Consider the following 18,472-nt stretch of genomic DNA (forward strand, 5'->3'; position numbering starts at 1 on the left):
AGGGCGATGACAAGCCAACCTGTCTGTGAAGGGGCGCCGAAAGGCGCCCTTTGTCGTTTCTGGCCTTACGACCAGCGCTTGAAAATCAGCGAAGTATTCACCCCGCCAAACGCAAAATTATTGTTCATCACGTACCGATTGCTCATCTGCCGAAACTCACCGCGCAGGTAGTCGAGCTTGCCGCAATGCGGGTCGACTTCGTCGAGGTTGAAGGTGTGGGCGTACAGGTCGCGGTTCATCATTTCAATGCTGAACCACGATTCCAGCGCACCGCAGGCGCCGAGGGTGTGGCCGAGGAAGCTTTTCTGCGAGCTGATCGGCATGTGTTCGCCGAACAGGCTGCTGGTGGCCAGGGTTTCGGCAATGTCGCCCTGTTCGGTGGCGGTGCCGTGGCCGTTGACGTAGCCGATGTCCGACGGTTTCAGCCCGGCGTCTTCCAGGGCCAGTTCCATGGCCCGGCGCATGGTGATCTGTTCGGGACGGGTGGTGTGCTGGCCGTCGGCGTTGCTGCCGAAGCCGACGATCTCGGCATGGATGTGGGCGCCGCGGGCCAGGGCGTGTTCCAGTTCTTCGAGCACCAGCATGCCGCCGCCTTCGCCGATCACCAGGCCGTCGCGTGCGGAGTCGTAAGGGCGCGGGCTGCGTTGCGGGGTGTCGTTTTTCAGGCTGGTGGCGTAAAGCGCGTCGAAGACCATGGCTTCGGTCGGGCACAGCTCTTCGGCGCCGCCGGCGAGCATCAGCGGCAGGCGCCCGAACTTGATCGCCTCGTAGGCATAGCCGATGCCCTGGCTGCCGCTGGTGCAGGCGCTGGATGTCGGGATCAGGCGGCCGGTGAGGCCGAAGAAGATGCTGATATTGGCTGCCGTGGTGTGCGGCATCATGCGCACGTAGGAGTTGGCGTTCAGGCCTTCGGCCACCGAGTTGAGCAGCATGTTGCCGAACGCCTTGATCTCGTCGGTGCTGCCGGTGGAGGAGCCGCAGGCGACGCCCATGCGCCCGTCCTTGATCGATTCGTCACCCAATAATCCGGCGTCGGCCAGTGCCAGTTCCGACGCGCCGACGGCCAGCCGTGATACCCGGCCCATGCTGCGCAGTTGCTTGCGGGTCCAGTGGCCCGGCACCTTGAAGTCATCGATGGGGCCAGCCAGGCGCGTGTTGAGTTCGGTGAAACGATCCCACTCGTCCATCCGGCGGATGCCGCTGCGGTTGGCCGCGAAGTTACCGGCGATGGTCTCCCAATCGCTGCCCAGTGAGGTGATGCCGGCCATGCCGGTGACGACGACGCGCTTCATCAGCACAGGCCTCCGTTGACGGCCAGAACCTGCCGGGTGATGTACGAGGCTTCCGCCGACATCAGGAAATTCACTGCGCTGGCCACCTCTTCAGGGGTGCCCATGCGTTGTGCCGGGATCATTTTCATCAGTTCTTCCACCGGCACGTTTTCGTCGAGCATGGTTGTGTCGATCAGGCCGGGGGCGACACAGTTGACGGTGATTTTGCGCTTGCCCAGCTCGATCGCCAATGCCTTGGCCGCGCCGATCAACCCGGCCTTGGAGGCGCTGTAGTTGACCTGGCCACGGTTGCCGATCAGGCCGGATACCGAGGTGATGCAGACAATCCGCCCGGCGGCGCGACGACGAATCATCGGCATCATCACCGGGTGCAGCACGTTGTAGAAACCGTCGAGATTGGTGCGCATCACCACATCCCAATCCTCCTCGCTCAGCGCCGGAAAAGCACCGTCACGGGTCAGGCCGGCATTGAGCACCACGCCATAATAGGCGCCGTGGGTTTCCACGTCGGCTTCGAGAACTTCCTTGCAACGGGCGCGGTCGGCCACATCGAACTGCAGGATGCGCGCGCGCCGGCCCAAGGCCTCGACTTCACCCTTGACGGCTTCAGCGTCGGCCAGGCCGCTGCGGCAATGCAATACGATGTCGTGCCCGGCCTGGGCCAGGCGCAAGGCGATGGCGCGGCCGATGCCACGGCTGGAACCGGTGACCAGTACGGATTCAGTCATCACTGGACTCCTTCGGGTTCATGGAGATATTGAGCGGCCTGGGGTGGGCGATACACGTTCAGACGAGCGCTGACGTGAATGCCGGGGGCGTTGATGTGACATTCGAACACGCCCATGCCGTTGTCGTCTTCCAGGGAGCGAATCCCATGGATGGTCAACTCGGTACCGGCCGGAAAACTTTCGACATTGCATTCGAACTTTCGGCTGCCGAGCAGGAAACCCAACTCCACCGCATCACCGCGCTGGCGCGCATGGCAACCGGCGAAGGCGGCCACGCTCTGGGCCATCAGTTCGATGCCGACCCAGGCCGGCAGGCTGCCGTCGGGGAGATTGAACAGGCCATCGGGCTTGACGGTCAGGCGTGTGTGAATCTGCTCTTCATCGAACGCCAGGATCTGATCAATAAGGATCATGTCGCCAGCGTGGGGCAGCAATTCGGCGAGCGGCCAGTCAATCATGGGGCGTCTCCGATAATCAGGCTGACGTTGTTGCCACCGAAGGCAAAGGAATTGCTCATCAGGTAGCGGGGTGCAATGGACGTCAGGCGAGTGGCCGGGGTCACCCAGTGCAGCGGTGGCAGTTCGGGGTCGGGCTGTCCGTCCCAGACGTGCGGCGGCAGGGCATGCTCGCGATTGTCCGGGCTTAGGCTCAACCAGCAGAACGCCGCTTCCAGCGCCCCGGCGGCACCGAGGGTGTGACCGGTCATGGGTTTGCTCGACGAGCAGGGCACGCCGGCCGGGAACAGCGTCGCCATGGCTTGGCTTTCCATGGCGTCGTTGTGCTGGGTGGCGGTGCCGTGCAGGTTCAGATAGCCGATCTGCTCCGGTTGCAGGTTGGCGCGGCCCAAGGCTTTGCGCATCGCTTGCAGGGCGCCACGCCCGCTCGGCTCCGGGGCGGAGATGTGATGCGCATCGGAACTGGCGCCGCTGCCGAGCAAGGCAATTGCTTGGCTGTCGCTTGCACGTTTGGTCATCAGGAACAGCACCGCCGCTTCGCCAATGTTGATGCCATTGCGGTTCACCGAAAACGGATTGCAACGTTGTTCCGAGACCGCTTCCAGCGCCGAGAAACCGTTGAGGGTCAGCTTGCACAAGGTGTCGACACCGCCACACAGCACCGCGTCGCAAATGCCCAGGTCCAACAGGCGCTGGGCACTCATCAAGGCCCGGGCGCTGGAGGTGCAGGCCGTGGAAATGACATAGGCCGGCCCATTCAATTGCAGCCATTCGGCGAGGAAGTTCGCCGGCGCCCCGAGCTCCTGTTGCTGATAGTCGTACTCGGCAGGGAACTGCTTTTCACGCAGGTAATGTGCCAGGCTCTGGCTGGCCTCGTCGATACCCGAGGTGCTGGTACCCAGCACGACACCGATGCGGTCGCGGCCGTAGGTCTGGATTGCACTGTCGATGTCCGGGCGGATTTGCAGCGTGGCCTCCAGCAACAACTGATTGTTGCGACTGTGATGGCGCGACATCTCGGCTGGAAGGGTTGCCAGTTTGCCCTGGACCGCACCGACCGGCAGCGTGCGTTGCGGCACCCACCCGGCTTGTTCGCGCATGCCGCCGCAGTCGCCGGCAAACAGGTTGCGGGCAACTTCCTGCCTGTCGCGGCCCAACGCGCAGACCAATCCGAGGGCATTGAGGTAAGCCGTCATGGTGTTTCACCGCTCAGGGGGGTGACTTGATAGGTCGGACCGTTCGGAAACTTCAATTGAAAATTCTGCGGTTGTGCGTAGCGGATGTCCCAGCGCTCGGGCAGGGACCGTTGTCTGCCGTGCTGCCAGGCGCCGGGATAGTTGGTCGCCAGTTCATCTTGCGGCGTCAGCGCAAACAGCAGCGCCGCGAACAGTTCTCGGGCTTGCGGATTGGGCGGCAAGAAACCATCGGCCTCCCAGGTTTTGTCGATCAACTTCTGGCGAGCCTGTGGAATGCCCAGCAGGTCCATCATCGACCAGCGAATGCCTGATTCTTCGCGCTGGATCACCAGCACCCAGTCCTGGCGGTCGTCGGGCTGCAAGAGCTGGATGTGCAGTTGCAGCGGCAACTGCACATCCGGATTGTGCTCGGGTAGCGGCGCCCGACCGGCGCAGGCGCTCAAAAGCAGGGCTGCAGCAAGTAGCAGAAATCGCAGAACACCCGTTACCCCTGTAGGAGCGACGGTGCGACGATTCGACCTGCTCGCGATGGCGGCGATACAGTCGACATGGATGTTGACTGACCCACCGCTATCGTGAGCAGGCTCGCTCCCACAGGTTGTGCAGTTCAAGCGGCTGGCAATGAACATCACACAGCTCCTTCAAAAGGTTTGCGCGCCACCACATTGACCAGGGTTTCTTCCCGTTGGCCAAAGGGTTTTGGCTTGCACACACCCAATAGTTCGAGCAGGCCGAAATCCTTGGCGCGACTCCACCACAGGTACGGATAAGACACGTTTTGCGCGGTAAATTCGAAGCCCTGCTGGCGAATCATTTGCAGGTACTGCGCCGCGCTTTTCTGCACGTGCATGGGGTGGCGGAATAACCAGCGGATCACCCAGGTATCAATGTAAGCCTCGGTGGATTCGGCGAACAGCAGATAACCGCCGGGTTTGAGCACACGATAGAACTCGGCCAGTGCCTGTTCCTGCTCCACCAGATGATGGAAGGTCTGGTGACAGAACAGCAGGTCGACACTGGCGTCCGGCAGGTTGAGGCTGGCGCAGTCACTGCCGATCAACTCCACTGCCATGCCCTGGCGGACCGCTTCTTCGCGGCTCTGGTTCAGGCTGTGGGGATCAGCATCGACGCCAATCAGACGAGCGGGCGCGAAGGCCTGGCGCAGCAGCGGGAATGACTTGCCCTGGCCACAACCGGCATCCAGCAGCACCGGGCCGACAGGCAGCGCTTCGCTGAACAGGCTACGCAAATCGTCGATCGCCAACCGCAGCACATAGTGTTGCCAGATCTGGCTGCGCAGGAACCACAGCCCGAAACGGGATTCTTCGACGTAGTGGTCGCTCAAGTAGTTCATGACGCATCCCTTGCACAGAACTCCGATATCACCTTCAACCGGCGCCTGGCTTCGCTGACGAACGGGTTGCGTCGGTCCCAGGCGTACCCGGCAAGAATGGAGCTGATCATCCCGCGGATTTCCGGCGAGCTGCCCTCGTGGAAAATCACGTCCTGGAAGGTCCCGGCGTACCAGCCTTCGACATAGCAACGGAACGTGTCGACGCCGCGCTTGAGCGGTTCGGCGAACTCGGTTTGCCAGTCGACGGCTTCGCCTTGCAGCTGACGGTGCAACACCCCGGCGGCCATGCTCGCCGAACGCATGGCGATGGTCACGCCAGAGGAAAACACCGGGTCGAGGAATTCCGCGGCATTGCCCAGTAGCGCGAAGCCCGGGCCGTGCAGGGTTTTGACGTTGGCCGAGTAACCGCCGATGGTTCGCGCCTCGGTGTCCCACTGCGCATTTTGCAACACGCTGGCCAGGCTTGGCGTCTCGGCGATAAAGCCGCGCAGGCACTGATCCAGATTGTCGCTGCGGCCAGCGAAACGTTCCTCGGCGGCGACTACGCCGACCGAGCAACGCCCGTTGCTGAACGGGATGGTCCAGAACCACACGTCGCGCAGGGTTGGATGAGTGGTCACGAGGATCTTGCTGCGATCGAAAGACGGGAGGTCGATATGGTCTTCAACGTGAGTGAACACGGCCTGACGCACCGGGAAGTTCGACGGCGCCTCAAGGTCGAGCAAGCGCGGCAGCACGCGGCCGTAGCCACTGGCATCGAGCAGGAAATCGGCTTCGATGCGGTACTCGCTACCGTCTTCGCGGCGCACGCCGAGCTGCGGTTTTCCGGGCTCAATGTCGACGCTGACGATGGTTTCGCCATAGCGGATTTCCACGCCTTGCAGCGCGGCCTGATCGGCCAGCAGCTTATCGAAATCGGCGCGCTGGACCTGAAAGGTCGTCGATTTGCCGTGGCTGAACGTCTCGCCGAAGTCGAACGCGCTGTAGCGCTCGCCCCAGGCAAACGCGGCACCGGTTTTCACCTGAAATCCGGCGGCGTTGACGGCGTTGAGCATGCCCGCTTCCTCGACGAAGTCCAGGCAATGGGCCAGCAGGCTCTCACCGATGGAAAACCGTGGGAAATGCTGACGCTCGATCACCAGCACATCGTGTCCCTTGCGCTTGAGCAACGCGGCGGCGATGGCACCGGAAGGGCCGGCGCCGATGACCACGACCTGGCGGCATTCCATTTCAACGGTTGGCATGAGGGCTCCTTGCCGGGACAGCGGTTTTCAGGGGGATTCGGTGCATGCCCGCCAGGGCTGGCAGCAGTGTAGCGATCAGGCCCATCAGCATCAGGGCAAAGTACAGCGGCGGGCTGATGAGTTGCTGTTGCAGCAGCAGGTTGAGAAAAACGATCTCGCTCAAGCCGCGGATGTTCAGCAGCACACTTTCCCGCCAGCGGCTGGCGCCCTGGAACGAGGCCCCGGCCCAGCCGAGGCCGAGCCAGTTACCCAGCAGCTTGCTCAGCATCGGCAACAGCAGCAGGGCCGCCAACTGCGTCCAGCCGAGGCTGTCGATCGCGCTGTGCACGTTGATCTGCACAATGCCGAACGTGAGGATCAGCGGGATGGCGATGTACGTCTGCAAGCGGCTCATCCACACGGCCGGCAACGGCAGCACCAGCGGTGCTTTCAGCGCGGCCATGATCAGCACATAGCCGATGCCGAAAATCAGCGCATTGAGCTTGTAGTGCTCGGCGACGACCAGCAGGGCGAAAAAGCACAGGCTGTAAAGCCATGTCTGGCGCAGACCCAGCAGCCGCAGCAGCACCGGCAGGCACGCGCCGGCCAGGGGCAGCAACAGGCTGCTCAGGTGCAGGCTACCCTGGGCGATGCCGAACAGGGTCCAGCAGGCGAGGTCGATGAGGATTGCGGTTTGCACCAGTCGCCGGGTGGCGGCGGGTGGGTAATCGATGTGCCGCAGGTACAGGTACAACACCGGAATCGCGGTGATGGCGAACAACAGGCCGACGGCCAGCGAGCTGATCCACGGCTGCGGCGGCAATAACCAGACCGCCGTGGCCAGGCCGCAGGCAAACGGAATGCAAAAGCTGGGCAGGGCGATTTTCAGGCTCTGGCGATCCAGTTGCAGGTCGATCACATCGCTGAGGATGTAGCCCAGCAACAGGGCAAAGCTCAGGCTGTAGAGGTTCTTCAGCCAGCCCGGCGACACCAGCAACGCACCGCTCAATTGCCATTGGGGCTCGATCCAGAAATACATCAACAGTGGCAAGCCGAGGGTCGCCAGCAACAACTGGCTGACGATGGGAATCAGGCCAAAATGCCGGCCGACACGGGTCGCCACTGCGAACAATGCCAGCGCCATCGCCCAGAACAGCACGACCATCATGTTACCCGCTCCACGGCCGCAGCCCCATGCGCCTGTCGACCGGCCCACGGCGCGAGCAGGAAGCTGAAGATCAGGCCCAGGCTCACCGACAGTCCGAAGTTGCTCACCGCCGGGGTACTCGACACCGCCAGCAAACCGAACGACAGCCAGGTGGTCAATGCCGCCAGAAGGGTGCCCAGCAGGCTCACGGCCGCGCCGCCGACCTGTTCGCGCATCAGGATCGCGTAATCGACGCTGATCGCCGTCACCAGCAGCAGGCCGAACAGACTGAACAGGGTCAACGGCTGCCCCAGCCAGCCGAGGCTGGCCAGGCTGCACAACGCCGCCAGCAGGGGCAGGGACACGATACGCAACGCGCCGCCGAGGCCGAAGGGCAGGATCAGCACCAGCACGATCAGCACGCAGGAGGCGAGTTTCAGTTCCGCGGCACTGATTTGGGTGGCCGCGAAGACGTTGTTCAATTCACCCAGTCGATCCACCAGTGTCACGCCGGGTAAGTCCTCACCCTGGAGCCGCAGCAGGGCCGGGTTGTTGATGCCTTGCAGGCTGACTATCGCCGCCACGCCGTCATCGGTCGGCCCCAGCCACAGGGGCCGGTAGGGTTCTGCCAACGGGCCGCTGAGCGCTGCGTCGATGTCCACGATCGGCAACGCCTGTAGCTTCGTCAGCTCCGCTTGCAGCGCCTCGGCCGGTATGCCGATGTCGAGCAACGGTTGCCAGAACGACGGCAGTTTGCTCAATGCTGCGCGCACCTGTTGCTGTTCGTGCGGCGGGCTGACCAGTTGATTGAGCGACAGATAACCCTGGAGCTTTTCCAGGCCAATCAATTGATCCAGTCGCTCTCTCAGGGCAGTCTGGCGTTCGAGCAGTTGCTGCTGGTTGGCGGCGCGTATCAGGAAGAACTGGCTGGTGGGTTGATAGCCGGTGATCCGGGCAATGGTCTGGGCTTCGTCGGTCAATTGTTGCGGCGCGCTGATCCATTGGCGGATGTCGTTTTTGCTGCCGAGCTGTAACAGGCCGCCCACGCAAAAGGCAATCAGCAGCGCCAGCAGGACCGGTGTTTTCGCCTGTTTGAGCAGCGCTTCACGACAGTCCAGCAACAGCTCGCAAACACGCAATGGCCACTGCGCCGGGCGCAGGTCTACGCCCTTGAGCAATGCCGGCAGCAGGCACACGGCGGAGAGATAGGCGCCGAGCAAGCCGGCGGCAGAGAACGCGGCAATCTGGGTCAGCGCCGGGAAGGGGGTCCAGGCCAGGGCCAGATAGCCGATACCGCTGGTGATCAGGCTCAGGGTCAATCCGGGTAAGGTCATGCGCAGGGCAGGCCAGCTGTGCCAGGGTTTCAGGCTCCAACTCTTGGACAGGTAGTGCAGCGGGTAATCGACCGCGACACCGATCAGGCTCGAACCCAGCACCAACGTCATCACGTGCATATGGCCGAACAACGCCACGCAGGCCACCGCACCGAAGAGCATGCCCACCACTACCGGCACGAACGCCAGCAAGACGCGCCAGCGCCGGAAGGCCAACAACAGCAACAGCAAAATCCCGACGGTGGCACCGCCCCCGACCCAGGTCATCTCCCGGGCAGCCTGCTGTTGCCCGCTGGCTGCGTACAACAAGCCGCTGGCGGCGAGCAGTTGCACGTCGTGCCGGGCGGCTTCTTCGCGGCTGTGCTCGAGCAGGTCGGCCACTTGCAGCGGCAGGTTCATGTCGAAGGCGTTGCCGGTGGTGCGCGCGCGCAGCAGCACCCAGCTCTTGCCATCGGCATCGGCGACCAGGGCGCCGCTGCCGATGTCCAGTTGCACCGAACCGCGTTGCGGCTGGCTGTTCTGGATGCGCCCGGTCAGGCCCAGCCAGTCGTCCTGGCTCGGCACCAGGCTGTAACCGTTGAACGGGTCGAACAACGCCTGTACCCGTTGCTGGATAAAGGTGTCGGGGTGCTCGATCAGCAGTTGCCGGTCCGCCGCCTGGAGCATCGCCAGACGACCTTGCAGCAACTGCGTGCGCAACGCCGGCAAGTCGGCTTGCAGGGTCCACTGGACCTTTTCGAACAGTCCGCTGGCCTGCCATTGCTCGCAGAGTGTCTGCGCCATGGCGACGGCCTGCTGGCGATCGCTGTGGCCGACCAGCACCAGCATTTCGCGGTTCAGCGGTTCCTGCATGCGTTGTTCGGCGCGCAGTTCCAGGGCATCGGGCGCCGTGCCGGGCACCAGTTCCATCAGGTTGGCCGACAGCGGCGCGGCATCACGCCATTGCCAACCGGCGAGCGCCAGTACGGCCAGCAGCAGGGTCAGAAACAGCCGTGGCAACCACCGTTCACTCGGCAAAGTCATGTTGCTCCGCATCGCTCAAAGGTTGGGTGCCGGTGCTGTCCTGCATGCGCAACAACGTGCTGTCGCCCTGGGTTTCGAGCAGTTCGATGCTGTGCACCAGTTCTGCGCCGGTAATGTTGATCTGGTTGAACACCTGCTTGAGCAGCATCGAGCGTGGCAGCAGCGTGAGCTTCCAGTTCTGTGCGTCGCCGCTCAGGGACAATTCGAAATCCCGTTGCAGGCCGCTGCTGTCACCTTGCAGCACGGCCAGGAACAATCGGTTCTGCTCGGCACCGGCGCTTTTGCCCGGCAACATCTGCCAGACAATGCCGTCACGCCGGGCAATGCCTTTGGCGGTGATGCGATAGTCCTGTTGCAGTGGCGTTTTCAGCAGCCATAACAAGCCGTGGTTTTTTGCCAGGACGAACGTGCCCTTGCTGACCAGCGGCTGGGGCAGGGCGCGCAGGTGTTTTTCCTGGGTGAAACTGCCGTGGATCACCTCGGGCCTGGCCAGTTGATCGCTGAGTTGTTGCAGGTCGAAGGCATGGGCCAGTCCAGGAATACCCAGTAGCACGCAGAACACTGTAGGAGCGAGCTTGCTCGCGAAAAACCTGAGTGCGCCGCGGGGTGTCAGGTGCTCAGTGTCATCGTTAACGACCATCGCGAGCAAGCTCGCTCCTACAGGGGAGCGGGAGGGGCAGAAAGTCATCGCAGGGCTCTCTCTACGGCGTCGGTGAGCACCTTCGGCGAGGCCAGTTGCATCTCGCGGCTGGCGATGTCGACGGCGACCTGTACCGACATGGCCCGGGTCAAGCGTTCACCGGTTTGCAGATCGCTGATCAGGTAATTGATCTTCAAACGGTTCTCCCACTCCACCAGGTTGGCGCGCACGTTCAGTGTCTGGCCGAAAACCGCACCGCGCACGTAGCGCAATTGCAGGTCGATCACCGGCCACGCATAGCCGGATTCGTTCATCGCGGTGTAGTTGTGGCTGATCCTGTCCAGCAGCGCGCAGCGGGCGACTTCCAGGTATTTGACGTAATGGCCGTGCCAGACCACGTGCATGCTGTCGACGTCAAAGAACGGTACGACGATTTCCGTGTCGGTGTAGAGAAATCCTTTGCTACGCATGCAGCCTCCAGTGTTGTTCGGCGATGCGTTGCAGGCACAGGCGCAATTCGCCTTCCAGCGCGCGGTCTTCGATGACCGGCGGGAAGTCCCTGGCCAAGGCTTCATGCATGGCGGCCAAGGCGGGTGGCAGTGGTCGTGCATCTTCGACCTGGCCACGCAGCCAGACGCCCTGATTGGCCGCCAGCAGCGTGGCAGCCGCCACCTGTTCGGTGAGTTCCAGCACGCGGATGGCATCGCGGGCGGCGATGGTGCCCATGCTCACCTTGTCCTGGTTGTGGCACTCGGTGGAGCGAGAGAAGACGCTGGCCGGCATGGTGTTCTTCAGCGCTTCGGCGGTCCAGGCACTGGTGCCGATCTGCACGGCCTTGAAGCCGTGGTTGAGCATGGCGCGGTCGGCCGTGGCACCGGACAGGTTGCTCGGCAAGCCGTGGTTGTAGCGCTCGTCCACCAGCAGCGCGAGCTGCCGATCCAGCAGGTCGGCGACATTGGCCACGAGGTTTTTCAGGCTGTCCATGGCGAACGCGATGTGCCCGCCATAGAAGTGCCCGCCGTGCAGCACGCGCTCGGCCTCGGCGTCGATGATCGGGTTGTCGTTGGCGCTGTTGAGCTCGATCTCGATGAACGAGCGCAGCCAGTTCAGGCTGTCGGCCAGCACGCCCAGCACATGGGGCGCGCAGCGCAGGGAATATCGGTCTTGCAGGCGATGCAAGGGTGCGGTTGGCGCGTCGATGGCCAGATCCTGGCGCAACCACGCGGCGACCTGCATCTGCCCTGGGTGTGGTTTGGCGGCGAACAGGCGCTCGTCGAAGTGCTCCGGGTTGCCTTGCAGGGCGACTACGTTCAGCGCGGTGATGCGCGTGGCCAGATGCAGTAGATAATCGGCGCGGGCATACGCCAGGCAAGCCAGACCGGTCATCACCGCAGTGCCGTTCATCAATGCCAGGGCTTCTTTCGGACGCAACACCAGTGGCTGCCAGCCGAGTTCGCGGTGCACATCGGCAGCCTGCCGGCGCTCGCCGCGGTACATCACTTCGCGTTCGCCGGACAGCGTGGCGGCCACGTACGAAAGCGGCGTCAGGTCACCACTGGCACCCACCGAACCTTCTTCCGGAATCAGCGGCAGGATGTCGTGTTCAAGGAACGCTTGCAGGCGCTCCAGGAGCTCCACGCGCACCCCGGAAACACCGTGGCACAACGACTGCAAACGCGCCGCCAGTACCGCGCGGGTGGCCTGGGCGTCGAGCAGTTTGCCCAGCCCGCAGCCGTGGAAAGTGAACAGATGACGGGGCAGCGCCTCGACGTGATGCAACGGCACCGCGACCACGCAGGAGTCGCCATAACCGGTGGTCACGCCGTAGATCACGCCTTCCTTGTCCAGCAGAGAGTCGAGAAAACGCGCGCCCTTGGCGATGCGTTCGCGGTAGGCGGGATCGCTTTGCAACTGCGTCGGCACCTTGCGGTTGGCCAGGGCCAGCACGTCTTCAATGCGCAAAGGGCGTTCGCCGAAGGTTACCGGCTCAAGCGTTGGCGTCGTCATCGGTCTTCCAGAAAGGGTAAAAGTTGAACCATTGTTGGGGCGCTTCGAGGCAATAGTGACCCAGGCGTTCGGCGTAGCGGGAGGCCCACTGATGAATGACCTGCTCGCGGTCGCTGCGCTTCCAGGTGATTGCCTCGGCGAACGGCTCAATGGTCAGTCGATAATCGCCGTCGGGCTTTTTCAGGCACAGCAGCAGGTTGATCGGGCATTTCAGCAGACCGGCCAGCAGCCACGGGCCTTGGGGGAACCTGGCCTGATGACCGAGGAAGTCCACGGTCACGCTGCGCCCACCGTGCAGCGGCACACGGTCGCCGGCAATCGCCAGCCACTCGCCACGCTCCAGGCGCTCGCTCAGCTGCAGCATGATCCCGGGGTCCAGTTCGCTGACCTGAATCAGGCGCAAATTGGTCGCCCCGGCTTCGCCCAGCAAACGGTTGAACTGTTCGGCGTGCTTGGTGTGCACCAGCACGTTCATCGTGACCTTCTCGCCGATCTCCGCCAGTGCGCGGCAGACTTCCAGATTGCCCAAGTGTGCGCCCACCAGCATCTGCCCGCGGGCACCGCGCAACTGGTCACGCAGCAGCGCTGGGTCAATGATTTCGATTTGTTCGATGCTCAGCTTGCCGTTCCATACGTCGAGTTTGTCGAGCATGGAGTCGGCGAAGGCCATGAACTGGCCAAACACCCGCCAATGGCTCGGGCGCAGCTCGCTGCGACCGCTCCAGTCAGTCAGGCGTTGCTGGTATTGCCAGGCACTGTGTCGGGCGCTGCGACCGAACAGGAAAAAGTACAGGACGATGCCGTACAACACTGGGCTCAGTACTCGACGCCCCAGCACTTTGGCGCCGAACGCAGTGAGCTTCATCAGCCAGAAACTGCCCCGTTCTTCGCGGTCGGCCCAGTGTTGCTCGTCTGCGCTCATGCCCGCCACCGTCGCCAGAGGATCATGGGCGAGCGCAGTAACATGCCGAAGAACAGCCGCGTGTGCATGCTGGAAATCAGCACGTTGTCGTGGAACATCCGAAAATGCGAAACGCCGTCCAGCGGGTAATGGACTTTGGTTTGCAGCCATTGCATCGGCTGATTGCGCCAGGCCAGGCGCACCAGAATGTCCGAGTCGAAGTCCATACGCTTGCCGATTTTCGCTGACTCGATCAACGCCAGGACCGGCGGCAACGGGTAAACCCGGAAACCGCACATGGAATCGCGAATCTGCAACGACAGGGTGTTGATCCAGACCATGACGTGAGTCAGGTAGCGCGCATACAAACGGCCTTTCGGCACGCTGGCGTCATATTGCGGATAGCCGCAAATCACCGCCTGTGGGTGGTGGCGTGATTGTTCGATGAAGCGTTGGACGTCCTGCAAATCGTGCTGGCCATCGGCATCCACCTGCAAGGCATGGCTGAAACCCAGGCGCGAAGCTTCGCGCAAGCCGGTCATGACCGCGCCACCCTTGCCCTGGTTTTCGGCGAGGCGAATCAGGTAAACCATTTCACGCTGGGCCAGGCGATCCAGCACCCGGGCGCAGCGCGGGCTGCTGGCATCGTCCACCAGAATGCACGGCAGATGGCTGGCGATCAGGGCATCGACCACCGTGGTGATCGCGTCTTCGTGGTTGTACACCGGGACGATGGCGCAGGGGCTATGCATTGATTGAGCTCCCTCGCCACAAATAGCCTGTTTGCCACAGCTTATGCATGCGCCGCCTCCAGCAAGATCCGCCCGCTGGAGCAAGTGGCGGTTTCGTTGCGATAGGCGAAATACAATTTGCCGCGTGCCGGGTCGAAGCGCAGGTGCAGCTGGATCTCGTCCCCCGGGCGCACCAGTTGCTGGAACTTCAAGACTTCCATGCCGGCGAATTTTTTCGGCAGGCTCATCAGTTGCTGGCCCAGACTCAGCGCCCAGTCCACCTGCACCACGCCGGGCAATACCGGCGCCGTGGGGAAATGACCGCTGAAATAGGCCAGGTCCGGTGGCACGGCCAATTGCAGGCTCCATTCGCCATTGCTTTCGACTTGCTCCAGGACCTCAGGCGCTTTGGGGCGTGGCGCCAGCAGCAGGGCATCGACGTCGGCCTGGGGCAGTTTGCCCTGAGTGTTCAGCGGCAGTTGTCGCAGCAGGCGCCAGCGTCTTGGCAGGGCCAGGGCTTCGCAGTGTTGGCTCAGGTGTTGGCGCAGTTGCTCGGTGAGACTGCGTCGGCCCTGATTGCGCAGCACATGCAAACCGGCCTCGCTCAGTACCAGCAACGCTCCCAGGGAGGCACGGTTTTCCTGAACGACGCCGAGCCGCGCTTCGGCGACCCATTCATGGGCCGTCAGCGCCTGTTCCAGCATCGGCAGCGAGATGCGTTTTTCTTCCAGCTTGACGATCCGGTCCAGCCGCCCGAGCAATTCGAAGCGCCCATCGAGGGCGATGCGCGCCGAATCGGCAGTCTGTTCGACAACGCCACTCGGCAAATACGGCGAAGCGATCAGCAGCGCACCCTCACTGTCCTGGGTCAGCGTGACATCGGCAAAGGGCTGCCAGAGTTGCGCGCCCTGACGCCAGGCGATGCCGCCGGTTTCCGAACTGCCGAAAATTTCCGTTGGCCATTGCCCCAGACGCTCATGCAGGCTCTGTGCGGCCTCGACCGGCAATGCGCCGCCGGAGGAAAAAACCCGGCGCACTGAGCTCAAGGCAGACCAGTCGAGGTTGTCACCCATGCGCTTGAGCAGCGCCGGGCTGGCCACCCAGGCGAAGGCCGGATACTCGCGGCTGGCGCGTTGCAGGTCTTCTGGAAAGGCCAGCTGCCGACGTACGAACGGGCGCCCGGCGCACAGTGGCCACAGCACCCGAAACAGCAGACCGTAGATGTGCTGGGTGGCGACGCTGCCAATGATGCACGCCGGGCCCAGGTCGGCGCCCCACAGCTGTTCCAGGGCTTCGACTTCATTGGCCAGTTGGCGCAGGTTTTTTTCGATGCGCTTGGGTTCGCCACTGGAGCCGGATGTGCACAGGCTCAGCCAACAGTTATCCAGGTCCAGCGCCGCCGCACTCAGTGGCGGATGACTGAGTTCGCTCAGGTGCGCATCGTCAGGCTGGTCGCTCAGCCATAGATCAACTTCACCTGACCAGCGTTGGCGGGTCTGCGGTTGCAGGTCGGACGGCAGCAACACACTAACCCCGGCACGCCAGGCGCCAAGCAACGCGATCGCCAGATCGGTGGCATCCTCCAGGTGCACGGCCATCTGTCGGACACCCCGGGCTTGCAGGCCGGCGGCCAGGCGCAGCGCCTGTTCGCACAGCCGGGCGTGGTCCAGTGCCGGAGCGGTCGTGACGGCGCGCTCCGGCTGAGCCTTGAGCAGCAGGTGCTCAAGTTTTATCCAATTCATGGGCGGCCTCGTACCCTTTGTCGTATGAGCCATTCAATGGCAAACATCAGGCCTATCAATCCGTAGGAAATCAGGCCGGTGTACAGCGTCCACCAGCTCAGCGGCGCCCAGAGGGTCAGGGTGGCGGCGCACACACCGTTGCAGAGAAAAAAAACGCTCCAGGCGATGGTTACCTGACGGGTATAGCGAATGCCCTCGGCCGGCAACTGCGGCTCGCGTACCCGGGCCAGGCGTTCAACGATCGGTGGGCCGAATGTCAGACTCGATCCGAACAGCGCCAACATGAAGGCGCTGATCAACACTGGATACCAACGCAACAGCGCCGGGCTGTCGAACAGTGCCAGCAACAGGCAGAACACAATGGCCACAGTGGCCATCCACAGGCTGCCAGGCCGACGTTTGCCGGTCAGCGCCCGGGCCAGCCACAGTCCGCCCAGCAGCAGCCCGAACTGCCACGGGGCGAAATGCTCCATGCCGAAATACACCGCAAAGGGATACAAAAGGCCCGCCAGCAGCAGACCGAGGCCAATCAGTCGATTCATGCGGCCGGTTGAACCAGACGGTAGACCGCCTCGACCACGTCACTGACGGTTCGCACCGATTTGAATTCTTCGGCGGCGATTTTCTTGCCGGTCTGACGTTTGATGTGATCGATCAGGTCGACCGCGTCGATGCTGTCGATCTCCAGGTCCTGATACAGGTTGGATTCCAGGCTCACGCGCTCAGGGTCCAGTTCGAAAAGCTCGACCAAGGCATCGCGCAGGGTGTTGAAAATGTCGTCACGAGTTTGCATGGTCCGGTCTCAAGCTGCCTGTTTTGCGGTGACGAACGCTGCAAGGCTCGCCACGTTACTGAAGTGATTGCGCGTGTCCTTGGCATCGGCGTCGATCTTGATGCCGTATTTTTTCTGGATGGCCAGGCCCAGCTCCAGGGCGTCCACCGAGTCCAGGCCCAGGCCTTCGCCGAACAGCGTCTGCTCGTTGTCGATGTCGTCGGCACTGATGTCTTCCAGGCCAAGGGCGTCGATGATAAGCATTTTGATATCACGGTGCAGATCGCTCATCTTCGGCGAGCTCCTTAATAAAGTAAGAATGTAGATAATCGTTGAGCTTGCGCGAGGCCTGCGGAGCCGGCCCCTGCGTGGCGAAAGTCTGTGGGTCTATATCGGCCCCGACCCGGAAAATGAAGTGCACGCGCCGCTTGGGGATGCGATACCAGGGCTCGGCCTTGGTCAATGTGGTCGGGCTGACCTTGATAATGACCGGGGTGAGGATTTTCGCACCCCGCAGGGCGATTGCCGCGCCGCCCCGATGAAAGGCCGGCGCCTGGCCGGGCCGGGTGCGCGTCCCTTCGGGGAAAATGATCAGGGTCTGGCCGTCTTTCAATGCGTCGGCGGCCGCGTCGAGCATGTCCATGCTGCCGTCGTTGCTGATGTATTCGGTGCAGCGCAGCGGTCCACGGGTGAAAGGGTTTTCCCAGAGGCTTTGCTTGACCACGCAGTTGGCGTGACGCACCAGGCCGATCAAAAACACTACGTCGATCAGCGATGGGTGATTGGCAATGATCATTTGCCCGGGACGGCCGAGTTTTTCCGCGCCTTCAATGTTGTAGGTCAATACGCCGGTGCGGGCCATGAAACGCACGAAAATCCAGAAACAGCGGCTGACCGTTTGCCGGGCCCGCCGCCGATGGGTCCGGGCGTCGCCCGGCAGGCAGTTCAGCACAGGGAAAATCACCAGGCGCAGGCACAGCCCGCCCAGCCCGAACAGGGCAAAGCTCGCGGCGGTGGCCAGCAAGCGCCAGTAATAGGCGTCGCGGTTTTTCTCGGTCACGGGTTGCGTTGCCAGGTCCATACACGATTTTTCCAGGCATGTTGGCAGGTGGTTTGCTGGCCGAGCAGCATACGCAACAGATTCAGCGCGTGTGGCCAGCAGGGGTTGGACAACGCATCCGAGGGGCTGTTCAGGGACAACTGCCAGTCGGTACCGGGTGTGATCAGCAGGCCGACGGCATAAGGGAACGGCACGTCGTCGATCCAGGTCGAGTAAGCCTCGGGCGGCCGCTCTTCGGTGACCACCAGCAGTACCGCGCCAGCGCCTTCCGCCAGCAGCGCAGCAGCTTCGAGCATGCCATGTTCCAGGCCATCGCCTGCGGCAGCCAGGGCGGTCATTTCGCTGGTTTCACTGCGCATGATCGACCACAAGCCAATGATCGCGTTATGCACCGACAAGCTGAACCGGGTTGGCGACAGCGGCTGATCGGTGGCCAGATCGCTGAGAATCTCTATCGTGCGGGGTGTTTCGCCGTGACGGGAAACAAAGACCAATGGCAGATCCTGCCGACCTTCGGCCAATGGCCAGCCGACACTGAAGGCCATCCGTGCCAGGCGACTCAGACGCCGACGCTGCATGGCCGGCAGAAACGAAACGTCGGGAACGGCATCGCTGTCCGGCAGCACGACCGGTTGTCGGCACCAGGCTTGCCAGTCATGCACGCTATCAAGCCCCGGAGCCCAAGCGCGCCATTGGGCGATGTTGAAGTTGATCACAGACATTCATCCCACCCTCACGGGCTTACTTGACGCGGGGGAGTTGCCGAGAGCCGAGACTCACCCTGCGTGGCGTTTGGCGCCGAGTGGCGCGCATTATCCCGGTGCCGGGAACGTGTAGCAAATGCTGGTTACATTTTGCTCAATAAGA

20 protein-coding genes are annotated in these 18,472 nt (G+C 62.7%); all 20 read right to left on the reverse strand.

The genetic code is table 11. The features are described from left to right. Nucleotides 1-65: 65 nt before the first annotated feature. The 20 genes from KW849_RS12660 to KW849_RS12755 are packed head-to-tail and all read right to left on the reverse strand — an operon-like array spanning nt 66 to nt 18,327. Nucleotides 66-1,292 (reverse strand): beta-ketoacyl-ACP synthase, encoded by a 1,227-nt coding sequence (locus KW849_RS12660; protein ID WP_218429704.1) that lies wholly within the window; start codon nt 1,290-1,292, stop codon nt 66-68. Continuing rightward, nucleotides 1,292-2,020 carry a 3-oxoacyl-ACP reductase FabG gene (gene fabG, locus KW849_RS12665; RefSeq protein WP_218429705.1) on the reverse strand — a complete coding sequence of 243 codons (729 nt, stop codon included), beginning with the start codon at nt 2,018-2,020 and terminating at the stop codon, nt 1,292-1,294. Before fabG ends, KW849_RS12660 begins: the two co-directional genes overlap by 1 nt. Next, nucleotides 2,020-2,478: a hotdog family protein gene (locus tag KW849_RS12670; protein ID WP_218429706.1), complete on the reverse strand. Its 459-nt coding sequence runs from the start codon at nt 2,476-2,478 to the stop codon at nt 2,020-2,022. Before KW849_RS12670 ends, fabG begins: the two co-directional genes overlap by 1 nt. Continuing rightward, nucleotides 2,475-3,671: a beta-ketoacyl-[acyl-carrier-protein] synthase family protein gene (locus KW849_RS12675; protein ID WP_218429707.1), complete on the reverse strand. Its 1,197-nt coding sequence runs from the start codon at nt 3,669-3,671 to the stop codon at nt 2,475-2,477. The genes KW849_RS12670 and KW849_RS12675 overlap by 4 nt, the downstream gene beginning before the upstream one ends. Then, nucleotides 3,668-4,300: a hypothetical protein gene (locus KW849_RS12680; protein WP_218429708.1), complete on the reverse strand. Its 633-nt coding sequence runs from the start codon at nt 4,298-4,300 to the stop codon at nt 3,668-3,670. Before KW849_RS12680 ends, KW849_RS12675 begins: the two co-directional genes overlap by 4 nt. Next, entirely contained in the window at nt 4,300-5,025 is a 726-nt protein-coding gene (locus KW849_RS12685) for a class I SAM-dependent methyltransferase (RefSeq protein WP_218429709.1), read from the reverse strand. Before KW849_RS12685 ends, KW849_RS12680 begins: the two co-directional genes overlap by 1 nt. Beyond that, a complete protein-coding gene (locus tag KW849_RS12690; protein WP_218429710.1) occupies nt 5,022-6,269 on the reverse strand; it encodes an NAD(P)/FAD-dependent oxidoreductase in 1,248 nt (415 codons plus the stop codon). The genes KW849_RS12685 and KW849_RS12690 overlap by 4 nt, the downstream gene beginning before the upstream one ends. Next, complete coding sequence (locus tag KW849_RS12695; RefSeq protein ID WP_218429711.1) at nt 6,256-7,416, reverse strand: sodium:proton antiporter; 1,161 nt, start codon at nt 7,414-7,416, stop codon at nt 6,256-6,258. Before KW849_RS12695 ends, KW849_RS12690 begins: the two co-directional genes overlap by 14 nt. Then, complete coding sequence (locus KW849_RS12700) at nt 7,413-9,752, reverse strand: MMPL family transporter (protein WP_218429712.1); 2,340 nt, start codon at nt 9,750-9,752, stop codon at nt 7,413-7,415. The genes KW849_RS12695 and KW849_RS12700 overlap by 4 nt, the downstream gene beginning before the upstream one ends. Continuing rightward, entirely contained in the window at nt 9,736-10,440 is a 705-nt protein-coding gene (locus tag KW849_RS12705) for an outer membrane lipoprotein carrier protein LolA (RefSeq protein ID WP_218429714.1), read from the reverse strand. Before KW849_RS12705 ends, KW849_RS12700 begins: the two co-directional genes overlap by 17 nt. Next, on the reverse strand, nt 10,437-10,862 hold the full coding sequence (locus KW849_RS12710; protein WP_218429715.1) for a thioesterase family protein: 426 nt from the start codon (nt 10,860-10,862) through the stop codon (nt 10,437-10,439). The genes KW849_RS12705 and KW849_RS12710 overlap by 4 nt, the downstream gene beginning before the upstream one ends. Next, entirely contained in the window at nt 10,855-12,399 is a 1,545-nt protein-coding gene (hutH, locus tag KW849_RS12715; protein WP_218429716.1) for a histidine ammonia-lyase, read from the reverse strand. The genes KW849_RS12710 and hutH overlap by 8 nt, the downstream gene beginning before the upstream one ends. Then, entirely contained in the window at nt 12,380-13,321 is a 942-nt protein-coding gene (locus KW849_RS12720) for a glycosyl transferase (protein WP_218429718.1), read from the reverse strand. The genes hutH and KW849_RS12720 overlap by 20 nt, the downstream gene beginning before the upstream one ends. After that, on the reverse strand, nt 13,318-14,052 hold the full coding sequence (locus tag KW849_RS12725; RefSeq protein ID WP_218429719.1) for a glycosyltransferase family 2 protein: 735 nt from the start codon (nt 14,050-14,052) through the stop codon (nt 13,318-13,320). The genes KW849_RS12720 and KW849_RS12725 overlap by 4 nt, the downstream gene beginning before the upstream one ends. Before the next feature lie 41 nt (nt 14,053-14,093). Then, nucleotides 14,094-15,773 carry an acyl-CoA synthetase family protein gene (locus KW849_RS12730; protein ID WP_218429720.1) on the reverse strand — a complete coding sequence of 560 codons (1,680 nt, stop codon included), beginning with the start codon at nt 15,771-15,773 and terminating at the stop codon, nt 14,094-14,096. After that, entirely contained in the window at nt 15,770-16,315 is a 546-nt protein-coding gene (locus KW849_RS12735; protein WP_218429721.1) for a hypothetical protein, read from the reverse strand. The genes KW849_RS12730 and KW849_RS12735 overlap by 4 nt, the downstream gene beginning before the upstream one ends. After that, entirely contained in the window at nt 16,312-16,566 is a 255-nt protein-coding gene (locus KW849_RS12740; RefSeq protein ID WP_007992314.1) for an acyl carrier protein, read from the reverse strand. Before KW849_RS12740 ends, KW849_RS12735 begins: the two co-directional genes overlap by 4 nt. 9 nt (nt 16,567-16,575) lie before the next feature. Then, a complete protein-coding gene (locus KW849_RS12745; protein WP_218429722.1) occupies nt 16,576-16,836 on the reverse strand; it encodes a phosphopantetheine-binding protein in 261 nt (86 codons plus the stop codon). Further along, on the reverse strand, nt 16,817-17,626 hold the full coding sequence (locus KW849_RS12750; protein ID WP_218429723.1) for a 1-acyl-sn-glycerol-3-phosphate acyltransferase: 810 nt from the start codon (nt 17,624-17,626) through the stop codon (nt 16,817-16,819). Before KW849_RS12750 ends, KW849_RS12745 begins: the two co-directional genes overlap by 20 nt. Beyond that, a complete protein-coding gene (locus KW849_RS12755; RefSeq protein WP_218429724.1) occupies nt 17,602-18,327 on the reverse strand; it encodes a beta-ketoacyl synthase chain length factor in 726 nt (241 codons plus the stop codon). The genes KW849_RS12750 and KW849_RS12755 overlap by 25 nt, the downstream gene beginning before the upstream one ends. Nucleotides 18,328-18,472: the final 145 nt, after the last annotated feature.

It is taken from the genome of Pseudomonas sp. PDM26 (genome assembly GCF_019219185.1).
In the GTDB taxonomy this organism is placed as follows: Bacteria; Pseudomonadota; Gammaproteobacteria; order Pseudomonadales; family Pseudomonadaceae; genus Aquipseudomonas.

Bases quoted from the DNA above. Each gene is read 5' to 3' on its own strand.
- KW849_RS12660 (WP_218429704.1), bottom strand. From the start codon at position 1,292: ATGAAGCGCGTCGTCGTCACCGGCATGGCCGGCATCACCTCACTGGGC.
- fabG (WP_218429705.1), bottom strand. From the start codon at position 2,020: ATGACTGAATCCGTACTGGTCACCGGTTCCAGCCGTGGCATCGGCCGC.
- KW849_RS12670 (WP_218429706.1), bottom strand. From the start codon at position 2,478: ATGATTGACTGGCCGCTCGCCGAATTGCTGCCCCACGCTGGCGACATG.
- KW849_RS12675 (WP_218429707.1), bottom strand. From the start codon at position 3,671: ATGACGGCTTACCTCAATGCCCTCGGATTGGTCTGCGCGTTGGGCCGC.
- KW849_RS12680 (WP_218429708.1), bottom strand. From the start codon at position 4,300: ATGTTCATTGCCAGCCGCTTGAACTGCACAACCTGTGGGAGCGAGCCT.
- KW849_RS12685 (WP_218429709.1), bottom strand. From the start codon at position 5,025: ATGAACTACTTGAGCGACCACTACGTCGAAGAATCCCGTTTCGGGCTG.
- KW849_RS12690 (WP_218429710.1), bottom strand. From the start codon at position 6,269: ATGCCAACCGTTGAAATGGAATGCCGCCAGGTCGTGGTCATCGGCGCC.
- KW849_RS12695 (WP_218429711.1), bottom strand. From the start codon at position 7,416: ATGATGGTCGTGCTGTTCTGGGCGATGGCGCTGGCATTGTTCGCAGTG.
- KW849_RS12700 (WP_218429712.1), bottom strand. From the start codon at position 9,752: ATGACTTTGCCGAGTGAACGGTGGTTGCCACGGCTGTTTCTGACCCTG.
- KW849_RS12705 (WP_218429714.1), bottom strand. From the start codon at position 10,440: ATGACTTTCTGCCCCTCCCGCTCCCCTGTAGGAGCGAGCTTGCTCGCG.
- KW849_RS12710 (WP_218429715.1), bottom strand. From the start codon at position 10,862: ATGCGTAGCAAAGGATTTCTCTACACCGACACGGAAATCGTCGTACCG.
- hutH (WP_218429716.1), bottom strand. From the start codon at position 12,399: ATGACGACGCCAACGCTTGAGCCGGTAACCTTCGGCGAACGCCCTTTG.
- KW849_RS12720 (WP_218429718.1), bottom strand. From the start codon at position 13,321: ATGAGCGCAGACGAGCAACACTGGGCCGACCGCGAAGAACGGGGCAGT.
- KW849_RS12725 (WP_218429719.1), bottom strand. From the start codon at position 14,052: ATGCATAGCCCCTGCGCCATCGTCCCGGTGTACAACCACGAAGACGCG.
- KW849_RS12730 (WP_218429720.1), bottom strand. From the start codon at position 15,773: ATGAATTGGATAAAACTTGAGCACCTGCTGCTCAAGGCTCAGCCGGAG.
- KW849_RS12735 (WP_218429721.1), bottom strand. From the start codon at position 16,315: ATGAATCGACTGATTGGCCTCGGTCTGCTGCTGGCGGGCCTTTTGTAT.
- KW849_RS12740 (WP_007992314.1), bottom strand. From the start codon at position 16,566: ATGCAAACTCGTGACGACATTTTCAACACCCTGCGCGATGCCTTGGTC.
- KW849_RS12745 (WP_218429722.1), bottom strand. From the start codon at position 16,836: ATGAGCGATCTGCACCGTGATATCAAAATGCTTATCATCGACGCCCTT.
- KW849_RS12750 (WP_218429723.1), bottom strand. From the start codon at position 17,626: ATGGACCTGGCAACGCAACCCGTGACCGAGAAAAACCGCGACGCCTAT.
- KW849_RS12755 (WP_218429724.1), bottom strand. From the start codon at position 18,327: ATGTCTGTGATCAACTTCAACATCGCCCAATGGCGCGCTTGGGCTCCG.